Annotated in this window: 18 protein-coding genes; 5 read left to right on the top strand and 13 right to left on the bottom strand. The window is 68.8% G+C overall.

The genetic code is table 11. The features are described 5' to 3' along the window. Positions 1 to 72: 72 nt before the first annotated feature. The 7 genes from OVA30_RS02265 to queD form a co-directional block, all read right to left on the bottom strand. Positions 73 to 366 carry a hypothetical protein gene (locus OVA30_RS02265; RefSeq protein WP_012252877.1) on the bottom strand — a complete coding sequence of 98 codons (294 nt, stop codon included), beginning with the start codon at positions 364 to 366 and terminating at the stop codon, positions 73 to 75. Between the two features lie 62 nt (positions 367 to 428). Further along, positions 429 to 656, bottom strand: coding sequence for a hypothetical protein (locus OVA30_RS02260; RefSeq protein ID WP_268174468.1), 228 nt, complete (start codon positions 654 to 656; stop codon positions 429 to 431). Next, positions 657 to 839, bottom strand: a complete 183-nt coding sequence (locus OVA30_RS02255) for a hypothetical protein (protein WP_003604187.1) — start codon at positions 837 to 839, stop codon at positions 657 to 659. 390 nt (positions 840 to 1,229) lie between these two features. After that, positions 1,230 to 2,078: a glycosyltransferase family 2 protein gene (locus OVA30_RS02250; protein ID WP_268174467.1), complete on the bottom strand. Its 849-nt coding sequence runs from the start codon at positions 2,076 to 2,078 to the stop codon at positions 1,230 to 1,232. A 90-nt stretch (positions 2,079 to 2,168) separates the two neighbouring features. After that, on the bottom strand, positions 2,169 to 2,906 hold the full coding sequence (locus OVA30_RS02245; protein ID WP_268174466.1) for a PIG-L deacetylase family protein: 738 nt from the start codon (positions 2,904 to 2,906) through the stop codon (positions 2,169 to 2,171). A 10-nt stretch (positions 2,907 to 2,916) separates the two neighbouring features. After that, positions 2,917 to 3,648, bottom strand: coding sequence for a 7-cyano-7-deazaguanine synthase QueC (queC, locus tag OVA30_RS02240; protein ID WP_268174465.1), 732 nt, complete (start codon positions 3,646 to 3,648; stop codon positions 2,917 to 2,919). A 2-nt stretch (positions 3,649 to 3,650) separates the two neighbouring features. After that, positions 3,651 to 4,007 carry a 6-carboxytetrahydropterin synthase QueD gene (queD, locus tag OVA30_RS02235; protein WP_003604191.1) on the bottom strand — a complete coding sequence of 119 codons (357 nt, stop codon included), beginning with the start codon at positions 4,005 to 4,007 and terminating at the stop codon, positions 3,651 to 3,653. An 832-nt stretch (positions 4,008 to 4,839) separates the two neighbouring features. On the opposite strand from queD, the gene OVA30_RS02230 reads away from it, so the two are divergent. Further along, positions 4,840 to 6,081, top strand: a complete 1,242-nt coding sequence (locus OVA30_RS02230; RefSeq protein ID WP_268174464.1) for an FAD-dependent monooxygenase — start codon at positions 4,840 to 4,842, stop codon at positions 6,079 to 6,081. Positions 6,082 to 6,173: 92 nt separating this feature from the next. Here the strand turns inward: OVA30_RS02230 and OVA30_RS02225 are convergent, their stop codons facing one another. The 3 genes from OVA30_RS02225 to queE form a co-directional block, all read right to left on the bottom strand. Beyond that, positions 6,174 to 6,440, bottom strand: a complete 267-nt coding sequence (locus tag OVA30_RS02225) for a hypothetical protein (RefSeq protein WP_245268173.1) — start codon at positions 6,438 to 6,440, stop codon at positions 6,174 to 6,176. 110 nt (positions 6,441 to 6,550) lie between these two features. Continuing rightward, a complete protein-coding gene (locus tag OVA30_RS02220) occupies positions 6,551 to 6,988 on the bottom strand; it encodes an ABC transporter ATP-binding protein (protein ID WP_268174463.1) in 438 nt (145 codons plus the stop codon). 163 nt (positions 6,989 to 7,151) lie between these two features. Next, positions 7,152 to 7,790, bottom strand: coding sequence for a 7-carboxy-7-deazaguanine synthase (queE, locus tag OVA30_RS02215; protein ID WP_268174462.1), 639 nt, complete (start codon positions 7,788 to 7,790; stop codon positions 7,152 to 7,154). Between the two features lie 271 nt (positions 7,791 to 8,061). On the opposite strand from queE, the gene OVA30_RS02210 reads away from it, so the two are divergent. Both OVA30_RS02210 and OVA30_RS02205 read left to right on the top strand, forming a co-directional pair. Further along, complete coding sequence (locus tag OVA30_RS02210; protein WP_268174461.1) at positions 8,062 to 9,567, top strand: D-alanyl-D-alanine carboxypeptidase family protein; 1,506 nt, start codon at positions 8,062 to 8,064, stop codon at positions 9,565 to 9,567. Positions 9,568 to 9,698: 131 nt separating this feature from the next. Continuing rightward, positions 9,699 to 10,799: a CobW family GTP-binding protein gene (locus OVA30_RS02205; protein WP_268174460.1), complete on the top strand. Its 1,101-nt coding sequence runs from the start codon at positions 9,699 to 9,701 to the stop codon at positions 10,797 to 10,799. Between the two features lie 128 nt (positions 10,800 to 10,927). Here OVA30_RS02205 and OVA30_RS02200 read toward each other — a convergent pair whose 3' ends face one another. Further along, the gene (locus OVA30_RS02200) at positions 10,928 to 11,611 is read right to left on the bottom strand and encodes a GntR family transcriptional regulator (protein ID WP_012752280.1); all 684 of its coding nucleotides are present in this window, start codon (positions 11,609 to 11,611) and stop codon (positions 10,928 to 10,930) included. 420 nt (positions 11,612 to 12,031) lie between these two features. Between OVA30_RS02200 and frc the strand changes: the two genes are divergently transcribed. Both frc and OVA30_RS02190 read left to right on the top strand, forming a co-directional pair. Further along, complete coding sequence (frc, locus tag OVA30_RS02195; protein WP_003606199.1) at positions 12,032 to 13,321, top strand: formyl-CoA transferase; 1,290 nt, start codon at positions 12,032 to 12,034, stop codon at positions 13,319 to 13,321. A gap of 141 nt (positions 13,322 to 13,462) precedes the next feature. Continuing rightward, a complete protein-coding gene (locus OVA30_RS02190) occupies positions 13,463 to 13,687 on the top strand; it encodes a hypothetical protein (RefSeq protein WP_253389234.1) in 225 nt (74 codons plus the stop codon). On the opposite strand, the gene OVA30_RS02185 is transcribed toward OVA30_RS02190, so the two are convergent. Together OVA30_RS02185 and OVA30_RS02180 are read right to left on the bottom strand one after the other, a co-directional pair. Next, complete coding sequence (locus OVA30_RS02185; RefSeq protein ID WP_015821845.1) at positions 13,669 to 13,836, bottom strand: hypothetical protein; 168 nt, start codon at positions 13,834 to 13,836, stop codon at positions 13,669 to 13,671. The genes OVA30_RS02190 and OVA30_RS02185 overlap by 19 nt on opposite strands. Positions 13,837 to 14,055: 219 nt before the next feature. Continuing rightward, positions 14,056 to 15,912: a hypothetical protein gene (locus OVA30_RS02180; protein ID WP_268174459.1), complete on the bottom strand. Its 1,857-nt coding sequence runs from the start codon at positions 15,910 to 15,912 to the stop codon at positions 14,056 to 14,058. Positions 15,913 to 15,925: the final 13 nt, after the last annotated feature.

Here is a 15,925-nt window from a genome sequence, read left to right as displayed (position 1 = left end):
TCGCGAGACACAGGATCGCGGCAGCGGGCAATCGCCCAACCGCCGCACCTTCACCTTTCCGGGTCGAGCCGATCAGCGCTTGGGCGTGTAGCTCGGGTCGCTGATGCGGCGCAGGTTCTCCGGCGGCGTCTCCGCCTCGGTGGCCTCGACCGACTCGATGCTGCCGCCCGCGACCGAATCACGCCGATCGAAGTCGGAGGCCGTGCGCGCTACCTGCGCCTCCCCGCCCGGATCTTCCTGGAGGGCGCGCTGGAGATCGGCGGGCCGGGCGACGTCGAGGGGACTGTCCTGCCCGAAATCCTGCCCGTTACGGTCGGCATTCGCGTTGAAGTCGCGCAGGGAATCGTGCTTGCGGCTCTCGTCCATGGCGGTTCTTCTCCTGATGCGGAGCGGATCATTCCGCTCGATGTCGGTGCGGCGCGCCGCCGTTAATGGGAGCGGTCGGTGCGGTCGGGGGCATGGCCCGGGCCGCTATGGGCGTGGTGTGCGTCGCGCTCGCCACCGCCCCCGGACACGTCGGACTTGGAACTGTTGGTCGGGCTGCCCGGTGTCGGCCCGTGATCCGGCTCGGCGGCGGGCTTCGACCGGTCCTGATGGCTGCTGCCCGGCCCGCCATGGTGACGGTCGGCGTTGGGATGCTTGCTGGAGGTGCTCATTCAGCGATCCTGCTGATGACCCTGATGGGTGGTGTTGATCTTCGAGTTGCCCGCTTGGCCGATCTTGTCCGGGTCCTTCGTCTGCGACGAGGCTCGGCCCTGGGTGGTCGCGGTCTCGGGGGCGCTTCCCGGCCCCTTGTCGGAGCGGTTGGCCGGCGGAACAGGTGGGGGCTTGGCAGTCATCGAGGCTCCTGGGTTCAAAGGAGAGATGAGATCCCCGGAGAACCAGCCGCATCTCAAAGAGTTCGCGCCGAGTGCTGAAAACTTTTTACGCGATGCGGCGGATCATCGCGCCACAGCGCAAGAGATAGGGCTGCAATGATCGGCGCTACACGTGCGTGCGAGCCGTCAATGCTACGCTGCGCCACGGATGTTGCTTGGCAGGATCATGAGGCGGGCAGGGGCCGCGCGGCCAAAACTGTGACGGCGCGTCATCCATGATGGGAGGCCGGTCCGCCATCCGGCGGCGAAAATCCCGCGCGGCGCCCGGAGCATCTTCGAGGCCGCCGCTTCGCTTGTGCCTCTCAAGGTAAGGTCGTGGAGGGGATCGACGGCATCCGCCCCCAAGACCGCTCAGAACGGCCGCTCGGGCGGCACGCGCGCGGCGGCGATCTCTTCCGGGCTCGGGCCGCGCAGGAGGGTGATGTCGGGCTCGCGGCTCTCGCCGATCAGGCCGAGCCGGGCGAAGGCGTCGAGCCAGCCGTCCATCGGCCAGAGCCCGTGCCTGGCGCGGAAGCGGCGGGCGTTGCGGACGATGTCGGCGAAATGCTGGAGCGGCGGGTCGCAGGAGAGGTGGTGCTGGTGGAAGGCCGGCGGGGCGCCCGCCAGCAGCACCGGCACGCCGATCTCGGCCGCGCGGAAGGCGAGATCGGTGTCCTCGGCGCCGTAGCCGTCATAGCCCTCGTCGAAGCCGCCGAGCCGGTCGTAGGTCGAGGCGCGCACCGCGAAGGCGAGCGACCAGAACAGGCCGGGATTCTGCGTCTCCGCCACGCCGCTGGACGGGAAGGTCCGGGCCGGGTGGAGGAGGCCGGCCTGCAGGAGATCGGCCTCCTGCCAGCCGTCCTGCACCGCGCCCGCGGGCAGGTAGCGGATCGGCCCGCAGACGAGGCCGTCATGCGCCGCCGCCGCAGCCAGGGCCGGAACGAGGCCGGCGGAGGGAATGCAATCGACGTCGAGGAAGACGAGGATGTCGCCGGAGGCCGCAGCCCGGCCGGCATTGCGCGCGGCGGCCAGCGGCAGGCCGGCGCTCGGGAAAGCGATCGGCCGCAGCGGGAACGGCGTCGCCGGCAGCGGCTCGGGGGCCGGGCCCATCTGGACCACGACGCATTCGGTGGGGGCAGGCCCGCGGGCGAGCCCCTCGATCAGTCGGGCGAGATGGGCGTCGCGCCCCTTGTTGAGCGTGACGACGCTGATGGTGCTCACGGGGATTCCGGTCCGGGCCAAGCTTTACGGTCGTACCCGTCCTGCCAGCCCCAACCTGAAACGCGGATGAAGAGCGTCAGCGGAAGGAGATCAGGGCAGCGCGATGTACCACTCGTGCGGGCCGCAGAGCCGGTCGATCATCGCCGTCTGCAACTGGAAGCCGGACGGATCATCCGTGATCAGCCCGGAGACCTGCGAGGCATGCGCCTCGACCGCCCGGCGCTTGGCCGCACGCTCGTCCTCCACCGCGAGGCGGTAGCCTTCGGGGGCCGGCCCGACCTCGCGCTCCGGCGGCAGGGTCCAGCCCCAGACCGGGTAGGCATAGGCCGCGATACCGGGAAGCCGGGCCTGGGCGAGACCGGCGATGGCGGCCGAGGCGGTGTGGTCGCAATGGGGATCGTGCCGCCAGGTCACGAACAGGGCGCTCGCCCCGGCCTCTCGGGCGATGTCGGCGATCCGGTCCGCCGCCGCCTCGGCGTCTGCGCCCTCGCTCGGCACGCCGCCATCGGGCAGGCGCAGGAAATGGACATGCTCGGAACTCAGCCCGAGTTCGGCCATCGCCGCCACGGTCTCCGCCTCGCGCAAGTCCCGCAGGCGGTCGTGCGGATAGGCCTTGGAATTCGGGTGCGAGCCGCAGCCGTTGCTGACGATGACGACGCGGACAGTTCGGCCCTCTCGCACGGCCTGCGCGATCAGCCCGCCGCAGCCGAGGCTTTCGTCGTCGGGGTGGGGCGCGACCACGACGAGGCCGCCCCCGTTCGGCACCAGGGTCGCGAGATCGGCGACGGGCAAGGCCTTCACGGCCTCGAGGAAGGCGTCGGCACGCATGGGAAGCCTCCTATTCCGCTCGCGCGGCGAGATAACGCGAAAATCCTTTGGCGCGCAGGTCGCAGGCCGGGCAGGTGCCGCAGCCATAGCCCCATTCGTGGCGCGCCCCGCGCTCGCCGAGATAGCAGGTATGGCTCTCCTCGACGACGAGATCCACGAGCGCCCGCCCGCCCAGAGTCTCGGCCAGCGCCCAGGTCTGCGCCTTGTCGATCCACATCAGGGGCGTGTGCAGCACGAAGCGGCGCTCCATGCCGAGGTTGAGCGCGACCTGCAGCGCCTTGATCGTGTCGTCGCGGCAATCGGGATAACCGGAATAATCGGTCTCGCACATGCCGCCGACGATGTGGCGCAGGCCCCGGCGGTAGGCGAGCGCGGCGGCGAAGGTGAGGAAGGCCAGGTTGCGGCCGGGCACGAAGGTGTTGGGCAGGCCGTCGCGGGCGAACGCGATCGCGCTGTCGCGGGTCAGCGCCGTGTCGGAGATCTCGCCGAGTGCGGCGAGCGCCAGCGTGTGATCCGGCCCGAGCCGGCGTCCCCAGTCCGGATCGAGGGCGGTCAGGCCCTGCCGCAGGGCCGCGCGCCGGTCGAGTTCGACCCGGTGGCGCTGGCCGTAATCGAAGCCGAGCGTCTCCACATGCGGGAAGCGGTTGAGCGCCCAGGCGAGGCAGGTCGCCGAATCCTGGCCGCCGGAGAACAGCACCAGCGCACCGGCCTCACCGCCCGCCACGGCCGCGTCCTCCGGCATGGTCAGTCGCCCTCGTACTCGGCCCAGGAATAGGGCGTCTCGAAGATCCGCACGCTGGAAAGCCCCGGAATCGCCGGCTTGGCCCGATGCCAGATCCAGGCCGCGATATGCTCGGCGGTGGGATTCTCCAGCCCCTCGATCTCGTTGAGGCAATGGTGGTCGAGCCGCTCCAGGAGCGGCGCGAAGGCACTCTCGATGTCGTAGAAATCGACCACCCAACCGCTCGTCGGATCGACCGCGCCGGAGACCGTCAGCTCCACGCGGTAGGAATGCCCGTGCATGCGGTGGCAGCGATGGGTCTGCGGCACGTTCGGCAGGCGGTGGGCCGCCTCGAAGGTGAAGGCCTGGGTGATCTTCATCGCGGGATCTTCACGAGGTCCGGAACGGTCCCGCCGCGGACAGGGCAGCGGGTTGTCGGTGGCCGGCGGGCGCACCGAGATCGTGGATATGTCACCACATCGGCCGAAATGCACCCTCTATCCGGTCTTTGCAGCCGCGAGCCCGCGTGTGGTGATCGTGCCGGCGCGGCCCCTCGAACCAGACCGGCCTCATCGCCTGGGACCGTTCGGACGATTCGTTCGAGATCAGGCTCGGGTTCAAGGGGAGACTGCAGAGGGCGTTCGGACCCGATCGCAACGTGGAGGCACGATCGTCACCCATCGACGCACGCAGCGCTGGCGGCCCCGGCCAGGGACGAGCGTCGATCAACGAACGCGGGTGCGACGGCGGGCCGGAGGCGGCTCCGACGCCCAAGCTGGCCGAGGAGAGATGTCACGCCCATCCCGGCAAACGAAGCGGCGAGCTTGGCCCATTGGGGTTACGGCTACCATCCATAATCGACGTTGCGCGCGTTGGTTGTTCATCTCAAGCTCTTGTCGCCGGCTTTCGTCGCGCTGCCACGACTGAACGGTCGCGCAGGATGCTCGTCAGCATTCCTGCATCCTTCAAAAACCGCCGGTGCTCGCGCTGCATGCAGAAAGAACTCCTGTCGTCGCGAGTGCGGCAGCAAAATTACAAATAAATTCCTGGCCTGGAGCCGTATCCGACCTGATTGCATCAGGCTGGCGGCTCTCGGTCTTTGTTTTGATGCGCAGTCTTTCGACGAGCCGGTGTCCGCTTCTTCGGAATGCGCTCTGGCCGAGTCGTCGCATGTCATGATGCAGGAAGCGTCAGACGAGATGGAGAGTCTTGATGAAGATCTCATGCGTCGGTGCGGGGCCTGCGGGACTGTATTTCGCGATCGTGATGAAGCGGCGCAACCCGAACCATGAGATTGTCGTCCACGAGCGAAACCCAGCGGGAACGACACATGGGTGGGGCGTCGTCTTCTGGGAGGATCTTCTCACCACCCTGCGGACCAACGATCCGGACAGCGCGCAGGCGATCGCGGATCAAGCGGTTCCCTGGTCCGGGCAAGTGGTCGACGTCGAGGGGCAACCGCCGCTTCACCACGGAGGCGGGGGCTACGGCCTATGCCGTCGTCGCCTCCTGCAGATCCTCATCGAGCGGGCGCTCGCGCTCGGCGTCGACGTGCGGTTCGAGAGCGAGATCAGCGAGTTGAGTCAGGTCGCCGATGCCGACCTCATCGTGGCGGCCGACGGTGTCGCGAGTCCGTTGCGTCGGCACCGCGCGGATCAGTTCCGGCCGCAGATCGAAGCCGGCCGCAACAAATACCTCTGGCTCGCAACGACGCAGCGATTCCCGTCCTTCACGTTCGGATTCGTTCCGACCAGCGCCGGATGGGTCTGGTTTCACGCCTACTCCTTCAAGGAGGGAATGAGTACGTTCATCGTGGAATGCGCACCGGAGACGTGGAAGGGGCTCGGTCTTGGCACGATGCGCGCGGATGCCGAGCTGCGCCTACTGGAAAGCATATTTGCCAAGCATCTCGACGGGCACGAACTGATCAGCCGCGATGGCCAGGGCAACACACTGCCATGGTCGAGCTTCCGCAGGTTGGTCAACCGAAGGTGGCGCGCGGACAACTTGGTGCTGATCGGCGACGCCGCGCATACGACACATTTCACGATCGGTTCGGGAACGCGTCTGGCCATCGACGACGCGATCGCGCTCGCCTCGGCGTTGAGCGAGCACGACAGCCTTCCCCGCGCCCTCGACGCGTTCGACCGTCGACGCCAACGCGCGCTCGCTCGCGTGCAACGGGATGCGCGCCTGAGTGCGGAATGGTTCGAGAACCTTCCGCGCTACATCCGCTACAACACACCCACCTTCTTCACGCTCCTGCTCGCAAGGCGCTCGCGGCTGCTGAAGCGGATACCTGCGAGAACATACCTGTATTTGCGTGGTCAATATACCAAACTGACGGGTCGCGCGGCCGCACCTCTCGGGCGAATCGGCGGACCGGCGCACCCGTTCGGATCAAGAGCCAAATGCGGCATCGCCGGAGCCGAACCGGGAACGCCCCGCCATTGACGCTGTCAGCGCCGGAGCGGGCTGAGAGCCGCGAACCCGGATCGGCGCCGAAATCGGCGAGGGCACCAGCGTCGTGCTGAGCCTTCGCGGCCTCACAACCCGGTCGGCACCGTCTCACCGCCGAGCGCCGCCTGAATCTCGCTCTGGCCCGCATCTGCGTGTTCGCCCTGCGCTGGCCAAGGTGGAAAGGGCATCCAGTCCGTGAACGCGTCCGACGCGTAGCCATGGTCGCACGAAGCGACCCGCCAGGGCTCGCTGTCACTGGAACTGCGCGGATCCCAGCGAATGACGGCGCGGCGGTCCGGCTCGCGCCGGTTGATGGCGATGATCCAGCGGCCGTCGCGGGGCGCCCGATCCATGATCCGCCAGCTCCACATCGATCAATCCTCGGATCCTCAGACCTGGGGACCCTAAACGCTGGATCAGGTCAGACCGTTCGGTCTGCTCAACTCAAATCGTCCGTCGCTCGTCAGCCCGGCTGGCGTTTCGTGATCGGCCGGAGCGGACCGTTGAAGGGGCCCGGCTTCATGCCGTGTTCGCGGGCGCGCTCCCCGATCAGCGCCTGTCCGCCCAGCAAGGAGGCGATCGGCGCGGACTGCATCTCGACGCTGTTGAGGGCCCGCCCGATCTGCCGGCCTTCCCACCAGAATTCGGCGAAGAGAACGGCGAGGACCCCGAGCAGCCCCCAGGTCAGGAGATCCCACCCCAGGATGTACACGCCGTAGGGTGGCGACAGCGCGGTCCCGAGATACGACAGGCCGATCGCTGCCGCGAAGCCGAGGACGAGGATCAGGGGCAGGCGGATCATCAGGCGCCGGTAGTGGCGCAGGGCGAGGTTGAGTTCCTCGATGGAGGAGTGATCGAGCCTGAGCGCCGCGGCGTCCGGCGTCGTGGAATCAGGCGTCATCGGGCATCCTTCTGGCCATAGGGCGGCCGGCCGGGGTTGCGCGCGAAGGTGGTCGAGGTCGGCGGCGGATGCAACCGCCGGCCGCACCTGTTCCGCCTGCCCACCCACCTGCCCACGCATCTCTGTCAGCCAAAGCCGGAAGCCGTCTCTCGGGGTGATGCCCTCACGGAATCCCGATGATCTTGTGCGTCTGGAGCGAGAGCCGCCAGCGGGCGTTCGACCGGCAATAGGCCACCGCCGCCGCGGTGTGGGCGGCGGCGTCCGGGCCGTCCATCGGCTGCAGGAAATGATGTCGGAAGGGCAAATCCGAGAAACGCTCCGGCGCGGCCTCGGCCTCCGCCTGCGGGAAGACGAGCTTCAACTCGTCGCCCGAGGTCTGGACCAGCGGGTTGCCGGCCTTGGGGCTCACGCAGATCCAGTCGATGCCGGGCGGGGCGGGAAGCGTTCCGTTGGTCTCCACCGCGATCTCGAAGCCGCGGGCATGGACGGCCGCGATCAACGCCTCGTCGAGTTGCAGCAGCGGCTCGCCGCCGGTGAACACGACGTAGCGGTTGGCCGTCCCCCCGGCCCAGGTCGCGGCGATGGCGTCCGCCAGGATCTCGGCGGAGGCGAAGCGCCCGCCGCCCTCTCCGTCCATCCCGACGAAATCGGTGTCGCAGAAGCGGCAGGCGGCGCCCGCCCGGTCCTCCTCGCGGCCGGACCAGAGATTGCAGCCGGAAAACCGGCAGAACACCGCCGCGCGCCCGGCCTGGGCGCCCTCGCCCTGAAGTGTGTGGAAGAGTTCCTTGACCGCGTAGGACATCGTTGCGCTTTTCTGTCAGGGCTTGCCCATACCTCTGAGAGGCGCGGAAGACCAAGCGGGGCACGATTTCGCGGAACGCAACCCTGATCGGCCGTGTACCGTTAGGCAAAACGCCGGGCTCTGCCATGCTCTCGCCACGGAGGGCACGTTGATGAACGGGTATCCTCGATCCGACCCTGTCCGGGCGCTTTCTTCACGAAGGCCCGGAGCCGGCAACGGAATTCCTGCTCCGCGGCGTCCCGCGCCCTCCCACCCTTTCGAGATTGGCCCGATGGTGAACCGTGTTTGGGGACGGCTGATCGGCTCGCTCACCGCCCTCGGCCTGATGGCGGGGGCGGCCTCGGCGGTGACGGCACCGATCCTCGTCGTCGATGCCGAGTCCGGCAAGGTGCTCTACAGCCAGGGCGCGACCGACCCCTGGTATCCGGCCTCGATCACCAAGCTGATGACCACCTACGTCGCCCTCGACATGGTGCGCCAGGGCAAGGTCTCCCTCGACACGCTGCTGACGGTGTCGCCGGCCGCTGCCGCCGAGCCGCCCTCGAAGATGGGCTTCAAGCCGGGCACGCAGATCACCCTCGACAACGCCCTCAAGATCATCATGGTCAAGTCGGCCAACGACGTGTCCTGGGCGATCGGCGAGGGGCTCGGCGGCTCCGTCGAGGGCTTCGCCGACATGATGAACGAGACCGCGCACCGGATCGGCATGCGCGAGAGCCGCTGGTACAATCCCAACGGCCTGCCCGAGCCGCGGCAATGGACGAGCGCCCGCGACATGGCGGTCCTGGCCCGCGCTCTGATGCGCGACTTTCCCAACCAGCAGAACCTGTTCTCGATCTCCGCGATCCAGTTCGGCAAGTCGGTGATGGCCAACCATAACGGCCTGCTCGGGCGCTATCCCGGCGCCGACGGCATGAAGACCGGCTTCATCTGCTCGGGCGGCTTCAACGTGGTGGCGACCGCGACCCGCGGCGGCCGGCGCATCATCACCGTGGTGATGGGCCAGCCGAGCGCGCGCGAGCGCGACATCAAGGCCGCCGACCTGTTTGATTACGGCTTCGGCCAATCGGCGGGCTGGACCGCGCCGACGCTCGAATCGCTGCCGCCCTCCAACGTCGCCGCCCCGCCGGACATGCGGCCCTACATCTGCGACAAGCGCAAGCCGATGCCGGTGGACGAGGGCCCCGGCGCGCTGACCGCGAGCGGCCCCGGCGCCAGCAGCGCGACGACGCAGCTCCTCGGCTCGGCGACCCCGGACGCCACCAACCTCGCCTTCGCCGCGCTCAGCAGCGCCAATGTCCGCGGACGCACCCTGCCGCCGCGGGCGCCGCTCCAGCCGATCCCGGTCTGGATCGGCAGCAGCCCCACGGAAGGCGCGATGGCGCTGGCCCGCGAGGAACAGGAGGCGCAGGCGTCCAAGCAGGCGGCCCGTCAGGCCGCGCTGGAGGCTGCTCAGCGCAAGCGCGCGGAAGCCAAGGCCACCAAGGACGCCGCCCGAGAGGCCGCCAAGCAGGCCGCCTCGGAGAAAGCCGCCAAGGCGCGCGCCGCCGCCGTGACCGCGCCCAAGCCTGCCACGAAGACCGCCGCCGGCCGGGACAAGAGCGTGCCGGCCACGACCAGTGCCTACACGGCGGTGGAGCCCGCTCCGAAGGCGGTCGCGAAGCCGGCGCACAAGCCGGCCGCCAAGAAGCCCGAAACGACAAAGCCCGAGGCGGCCAAGCCCGCTGCCAAGAAGGCGGACAAGAAGCCCGCCAAGGCGAAGAACGACGAGTCGTAAGGGGTTTTCGAAGGGCCCCGGCATCGTCATATCGTTGCCGAGACGCACGCTGCGGTGACGGCTGATCCCCTCGCCCCCGCCGGGGAGAGGGGGGAACCGCGAGCGGCTCAGACTTCGAAAGCCGTTCCACGATGCCCCAGACCGAACAACCCGGCCGCCCCGCGCCGATCCCGCTCACCGTGCTTACGGGCTTCCTCGGCGCGGGCAAGACCACGCTGCTGAACCGCCTCCTCGGCGATCCGGCGCTCGCCGACACGGTGGTGATCGTCAACGAGTTCGGCGAGATCGGGCTCGACCACCTGCTGATCGAGACGGTCGATGAGGGGATGATCCTGCTCGGCGCCGGCTGCCTATGCTGCACCGTGCGCGGCGACCTGATCTCGACGCTCGAAGATCTCCTGCGCCGCCGCGACAACGGCCGCATCAACCCGTTCCGCCGGGTGGTGATCGAGACCACGGGGCTCGCCGACCCGGCGCCGATCCTCCACGCCTTGATCTATCACCCCTATCTCGCGATCCGCTTCCAGTTGCAGGGCGTGGTGACGCTGATCGATGCCGTCAACGGCGCCGCCACCCTCGACGCGCACGGCGAGGCCCTACGGCAGGCAGCGGTCGCCGACCATCTCGTGGTGACCAAGGCCGACCTGCCCGGCGCCGAGGCGGAGGCGCTGACCCAACGGCTCGCTGCCCTCAATCCGGGGGCCCGGATCCACGGGCCCGACGTGCCGGCCGAGCGCCTGCTCGGCGGCCTGTTCGGCCTCGACGGCAAAGGCGACGACGTGCGCGCCTGGCTCGGCGCGGAAGAGCACACGCACGGCCATCACCACAACCACGGTCACCATCATCACGACGTGAACCGGCACGACGCGGCGATCCGCGCCTTTCACCTCACCAGCGACGAACCGGTGCCGCGCCCGACCTTCGAGATGTTCCTGGATCTCCTGCGTTCGGCACACGGGCCGAAGCTCCTGCGCCTCAAGGGCCTCGTGGCGCTCGCCGACGATCCCGAGCGGCCGGTCGTGGTGCATGGGGTGCAGCACGTCGTCCACACGCCGGTGACGCTGCCGGCCTGGCCCGACGCGGATCGCCGCTCACGGCTCGTGCTGATCGTGCGCGACCTCGACCCGGCCTTCGTCCGCCGGATCTGGGACGCCTTTCTCGGCAAGCCCGCCCTGGACACACCGGACCGGGCGGCGCTCACCGACAATCCGCTGGCGATCCCGGGGGGGTAGGGCGTCGTCCCGGCGAGGTCTCGGGCGTGTTCACGTCGCCCGAGGACACGCAGCGCCCTCGTGGCACGCCCAGAGACGCAGCAAGCCGGGAGCGGAGACGGTCGTCGGCGCCGCCACGTCGGGGCTGATCAGTCGAGGTGGTCGCCGTAGCGCTGGACGTGGTCGGCGAGGCCGAGGCCGTGGTCCCGCACGAGGCGCTCGGCGCGATCCGCGTCGCGGGCCTCCAGCGCCTCGATGATCTGCACGTGCTCCTCGATCGACTTCGAGGCGCGGTCGCCCTGGCGGAGCGCCGTGTTGCGGATGCCGCGCACATGCATCAGCAGGTTGCTGGTCAGGTCCGTGATCACCGCGCTGTGGCCGAGCGCAATGATCTTCTGGTGGAAGCGGATATTGGCTTCCGAGTACTCGTCGAGATGCTCGTAGGGCTGGCCGTCGAAAAACTCCGGGAAGGAGCGGCGCAGGCAGGCCAGATCCTCGTCCGAGGCGGCGGTGCAGGCGAGCCGCGCCGCCATGCTCTCCAGCGCCGCCCAGGCCTGGATCATGCCGACGATCTCGCGCTTCGTCTTCTTGACGACGAACACGCCGCGCCGGGGCTCGTTGCGCACGAAGCCTTCCTGCTCCAGCACCGTCAGCGCCTCGCGGATCGGCGTGCGGCTCACGCCGAGCGTCTGCGACAGGCCGCGCTCATCGAGCCGCACATCCCCGGTCTGGCCGTAGATGTCCATGTTGGTGATCGCGGATTTCAGCGCCTCGTAGGCCAGCGTCCGCAGGCTCGTCGCCGGAACGATCGGCTTGATCGAGAGATTTTCCATCACTTCGGATCGACCTTGATGCCGATGGGGTTGCGGGTCCGGAGTGGAAGCATCGAGCCGCGAGAGCATGGCGTCTCATCCTTCGGAAGACAAGGCAGCCCGCACTCCGGCGTCCCGGCTCTCCCCGCGGAATCCGCACGAGAACGTGCGGATCTTTGGTCTCCGGCCCGAAATGTTGACCTCTGGCATCTGGTATGCCAGAAGAAAACCGGGGAGTCGATGCTGGCGGCATTCGCCGGGTGCAGGGCAGCCTCGCGGATGGTGCCCTGAGCTGCGCTCACGTCGCGCATGCCAGCCGTACCGGAAGCCCAAGACCGGCACGGAACCAGACCAGCACGGAACCCTACGGGCGCACACGGCCGACGCCATCGGCCGATCAGCGCCCGGCAACATGCCACTCTCCTGGGGAGGAGACCTGCGATGAGCAAGGCACCGGGCAAGGCCCTCGAGGGCGTTCGCATCCTCGATTTCACCCATGTTCAATCGGGGCCGACCTGCACGCAATTGCTCGCGTGGTTCGGGGCCGACGTCATCAAGGTCGAGCGGCCGGGCGCAGGCGACGCGACGCGCCAGCAGCTTCAGGATCTTCCCGGCGTGGACAGCCTCTATTTCACGATGCTGAACCACAACAAGCGTTCGATTACGCTCGACGGCAAAAACCCCAAGGGCAACGCGATCCTCTGGCGGCTCATCGCCGAGTGCGATGTGCTGGTCGAGAACTTCGCCCCTGGTGCGCTCGATCGCATGGGGCTGACCTGGGAGAAACTGCAGGCTGCCAATCCGGGCCTGATCCTGGCCTCGGTGAAGGGCTTCGGGCCCGGCCGCTACCAGGATTGCAAGGTCTACGAGAACGTCGCCCAATGCGTCGGCGGCGCGGCTTCCACCACGGGCTGGCGCGACGGCGTGCCGATGGTGTCGGGGGCGCAGATCGGCGATTCCGGCACCGGCCTGCATCTGGCGCTCGGCATCGTCACGGCCCTCTATCAGCGCACCCAGACGGGGCAGGGCCAGCGCGTCGATTGCGCCATGCAGGATGGGGTGCTCAACCTCTGCCGGGTGAAGCTGCGTGACCAGCAGCGCCTCGCCCACGGCCCGCTGATGGAATACAGCCAGTACGGCGAAGGCGTCCCCTTCGGCGAGGCGGTGCCGCGGGCTGGCAACGATTCCGGCGGGGGGCAGCCCGGCCGCATCCTCAAGTGCAAGGGCTGGGAGCAGGATCCCAACGCCTACATCTATTTCATCACGCAGGGCGCGGTCTGGGGGCCGATCTGCGACATCATCGGCGAGCCGGACTGGAAGACCGATCCGGCCTACGCGACGCCGAAGGCCCGCCTGCCGCATCTCAACGAGATTTTCACGCGCATCGAAGCGTGGACGATGAAGCACGACAAGCTCGAGGCGATGGAGATCCTCAACGCCTACGAGATCCCGTGCGGACCGATCCTGTCGATGCGGGAGATCGCCGAGGATCCGATGCTGCGGGCGAACGGCACGGTGGTCGAGGTCGAGCACCCGACCCGCGGCGCCTATCTGACGGTGGGCAACCCGATCAAGCTGTCGGCGAGCCCCACCGAGATCACCCGCGCGCCGCTGCTCGGCGAGCATACCGACGAGATCCTGCGCGAGGTGCTGGGCTGCACCGATACGGAAATCAGCGACATCCTCGGTTCGGGTGCGGTGGGCGGCGTCCACCGCATCGCCGCGGAGTAGGTTGCGGCACTATTATGCCTAACGCCAGAGGAGTCGGAACTTGATTTCCACTCTCTGGTATGCCAGATACCAATGCAGGCGGGCGAGACCCGATACGGCGGCGTTGCGCACCGTTCGGGCCGGCGACCGGAGGATACGGTGATGGCCGAAAACGTCTCAGATCACGCCGCGGACCGCGCTCTGGCGGATCTCGTGGACGCGTTCGGTCACTACTCCGATGCCGAGATGCAGGCTTTTCTCGATGCGACGCCGTTCGCGGCCGAGATGCGCTGCGGAGTCTCGCTCGCCAAACCGGCCGGGCCCGAATGGCTGGCTGCCGCGGGATTTGCTGCAGGCGAAGTCGCGGTTCAGGCGGCGCGGGCGTAGCGGTCGGCGGTCTCCAGCGCCTCGGTGCCGCGGCCCGTCGGGGCATCCTGCGCGGCGCTCGAGACGGTCAGCCGGTCAGCCAGCTTGACGACGAGCAGAGCCTGCACGGCGACGAGGAAAACGAGCGCGGCGAGCCAAGTGGCGAGCATGGTAGTCTCCGTCGGTGCGGACTATGGTGCGGTGCGAACGAATCCGAAATAAGCCGCGCGTTTTGGGATATGAAGTACAAAATACCAGATACGCGCATGCGTCACGTTCATGTGAATGGCGTGCCGTGATCTGACCATGCGCGAATCCGGCTGCAATCTCTGCAGCCGATGACGGTGTGACAGACGCAATTTGATGTCGCACCGCAGCATGGCTGCGGTTCAGGAGTGCGCCCGGCCGGCCTCCGGACCCCATGCGCCGAGGGTCGAGGTTTCGTCCGGGCAGAGAATCTCGTCGAGCGGCGCGATGCCCTCGATCTCTTCCGTCAGGCCCGTCGCCGCGAGCGCCCGCGCGGTCCCGGCGTCGCGGCATGCGGCGGCGAGACCCGCCGGGTCGAGGCCGACGAGACGACCGTTCTCAAAGCGCGCGAAGACCCGCCCCGATGCCCGGTCGGCGAAGCGCACCACCGAGACCTGCCGCAAGGCCTCCCGAAGAAAGCGCGCCTCGGCCTCCGGTGCGTCGGCGACGCCGCGATAGACATCGGCCGCCGTGCGGGCGCGGATATCGATCCGCCGGTAGCGCTCGATCGCCAGCAGGGCTTTGGCATCGAGAATCGTCATCGCGTCGTTCGTGCCGAAGGCGATGGTGAGCGGACGCGCGCCCTTGGGCACGCTGTTGTCAAGGAATTCGTAAGTGACCGGCCGGTCCCGGCGCAGCGCCCAGGTGAAGAACAGCCGCGGCATGCCGGTGAAGGCCTCGACGTTGTGCGCGAGCAGATCCTCGACCGCCTTGTAGCGTCCGAACTCCTCGCCCCGCTTCCAGGCCCGCTCCACGGTTTCCTCGGGCGGCGTGATCATGAATTGCAGGTAGACGCGCTGGCCGAACCGGGTGAGGAGCTGGCCCGCACCGTCGCTGCCGGCCTCCGTCGAGAAGCTGTCGAAGCGGAAGCGATCGATCAGCAGGTGCGAGAGGCGGCCGCCAGCCGCCTTGCGGGTGATGTAGCGGTCGAGCTTGGCATCGATGATCTCGACCTCGTGCCCGGTCAACGGCCCGGCATAGCGGCGCGCTTCGCCCAAGCTGTCATAGTCCAGCAGGAACTTGCGCCAGACGTCGGGCGTGATGACGGCGAAGTCCTGCCATTGCGCGCCGATCCGCCCGGCGAGGTCGCGCTGATAGGGCCGGATCGTGCTCTTGCCCGAGGCCGAGGCGCCCTTGACGGTCATCACCACCGGCTGCGCTTGCGGCGCGGGCCGATGGTAGCCCTGCGCCACAGCGACCGCCTCGATCCAGGGCGCGATCAGTGCGCCGATCCGGTCGCTGCCGCAGCGGTTGGTGACGAGGATGCCGGCGAGCCGCCGCAGCAGCGTGCGGTCGCGGATCAGCATGCCCTGGCGGGCGATGACGTGGCCGAATACCGTGCGCAGGGCCTCGCGGGCGGCGCTCTCCATGCTCTCGGGCTCGCTCGCGGCCGCGCATCGTTCGTCGAGGCGGGCAAGGATGCGAGCCTGCCCGTCGCCGGCCAGAGAAGGGGAAGGGGAGGGCGGCTCGCGCGGGCCGAGGCGGCGGAGCCACCCGGCCCAGCCGGAGACCGGTTCGGGCGGCGGCGCGGGCGCCTCGTCGAACAGGGCCGACAGCTCGCATTCCAGCGCCGCATCGGCCTCGGCGCGGACCGCGTCGAGGGTCGCCGCGACCGCGTCGAGGCGGTGCATCACGCCCTCGCGCAGCAGCGTGCCGACGATGCGCCGGAAGTTCAGTCCGAGATCGGCATAGACTTCGCCGACGGGGACCGAGATGTCGGCCATGACCCGGATCAGCACCTCGTGGACCGCGAGGCGCTCGGGCCGGAAGGGGGCGAGCTGCGTCGCGGGCAGGCCGCTGACATCGGACAGTTCGAGGATTTCGGAAAAGGGCAGGCGGACGTTCTCGGGCCGGAACACCGTCGCGAGCGGGCGCATCGCCCGCGGCAGGCCGGGTTCGAGGCCGGGATTCCAGGCGTGGAAGGCCAGCTCGTCCGCGCGGGCGGTGCCGGCGGCCTCGGCCGGAAACCTGTCAGAGAGGGGCGGTGCGGCGTCGCTCATCGCTCGCCCCTCC

The organism is Methylorubrum sp. SL192, assembly GCF_026672325.1.
Taxonomy (GTDB): Bacteria; Pseudomonadota; Alphaproteobacteria; order Rhizobiales; family Beijerinckiaceae; genus Methylobacterium; species Methylobacterium extorquens.
The sequence above is the reverse complement of the archived record's forward strand: the minus strand, read 5'-3'. Positions and strand labels throughout refer to the sequence as shown.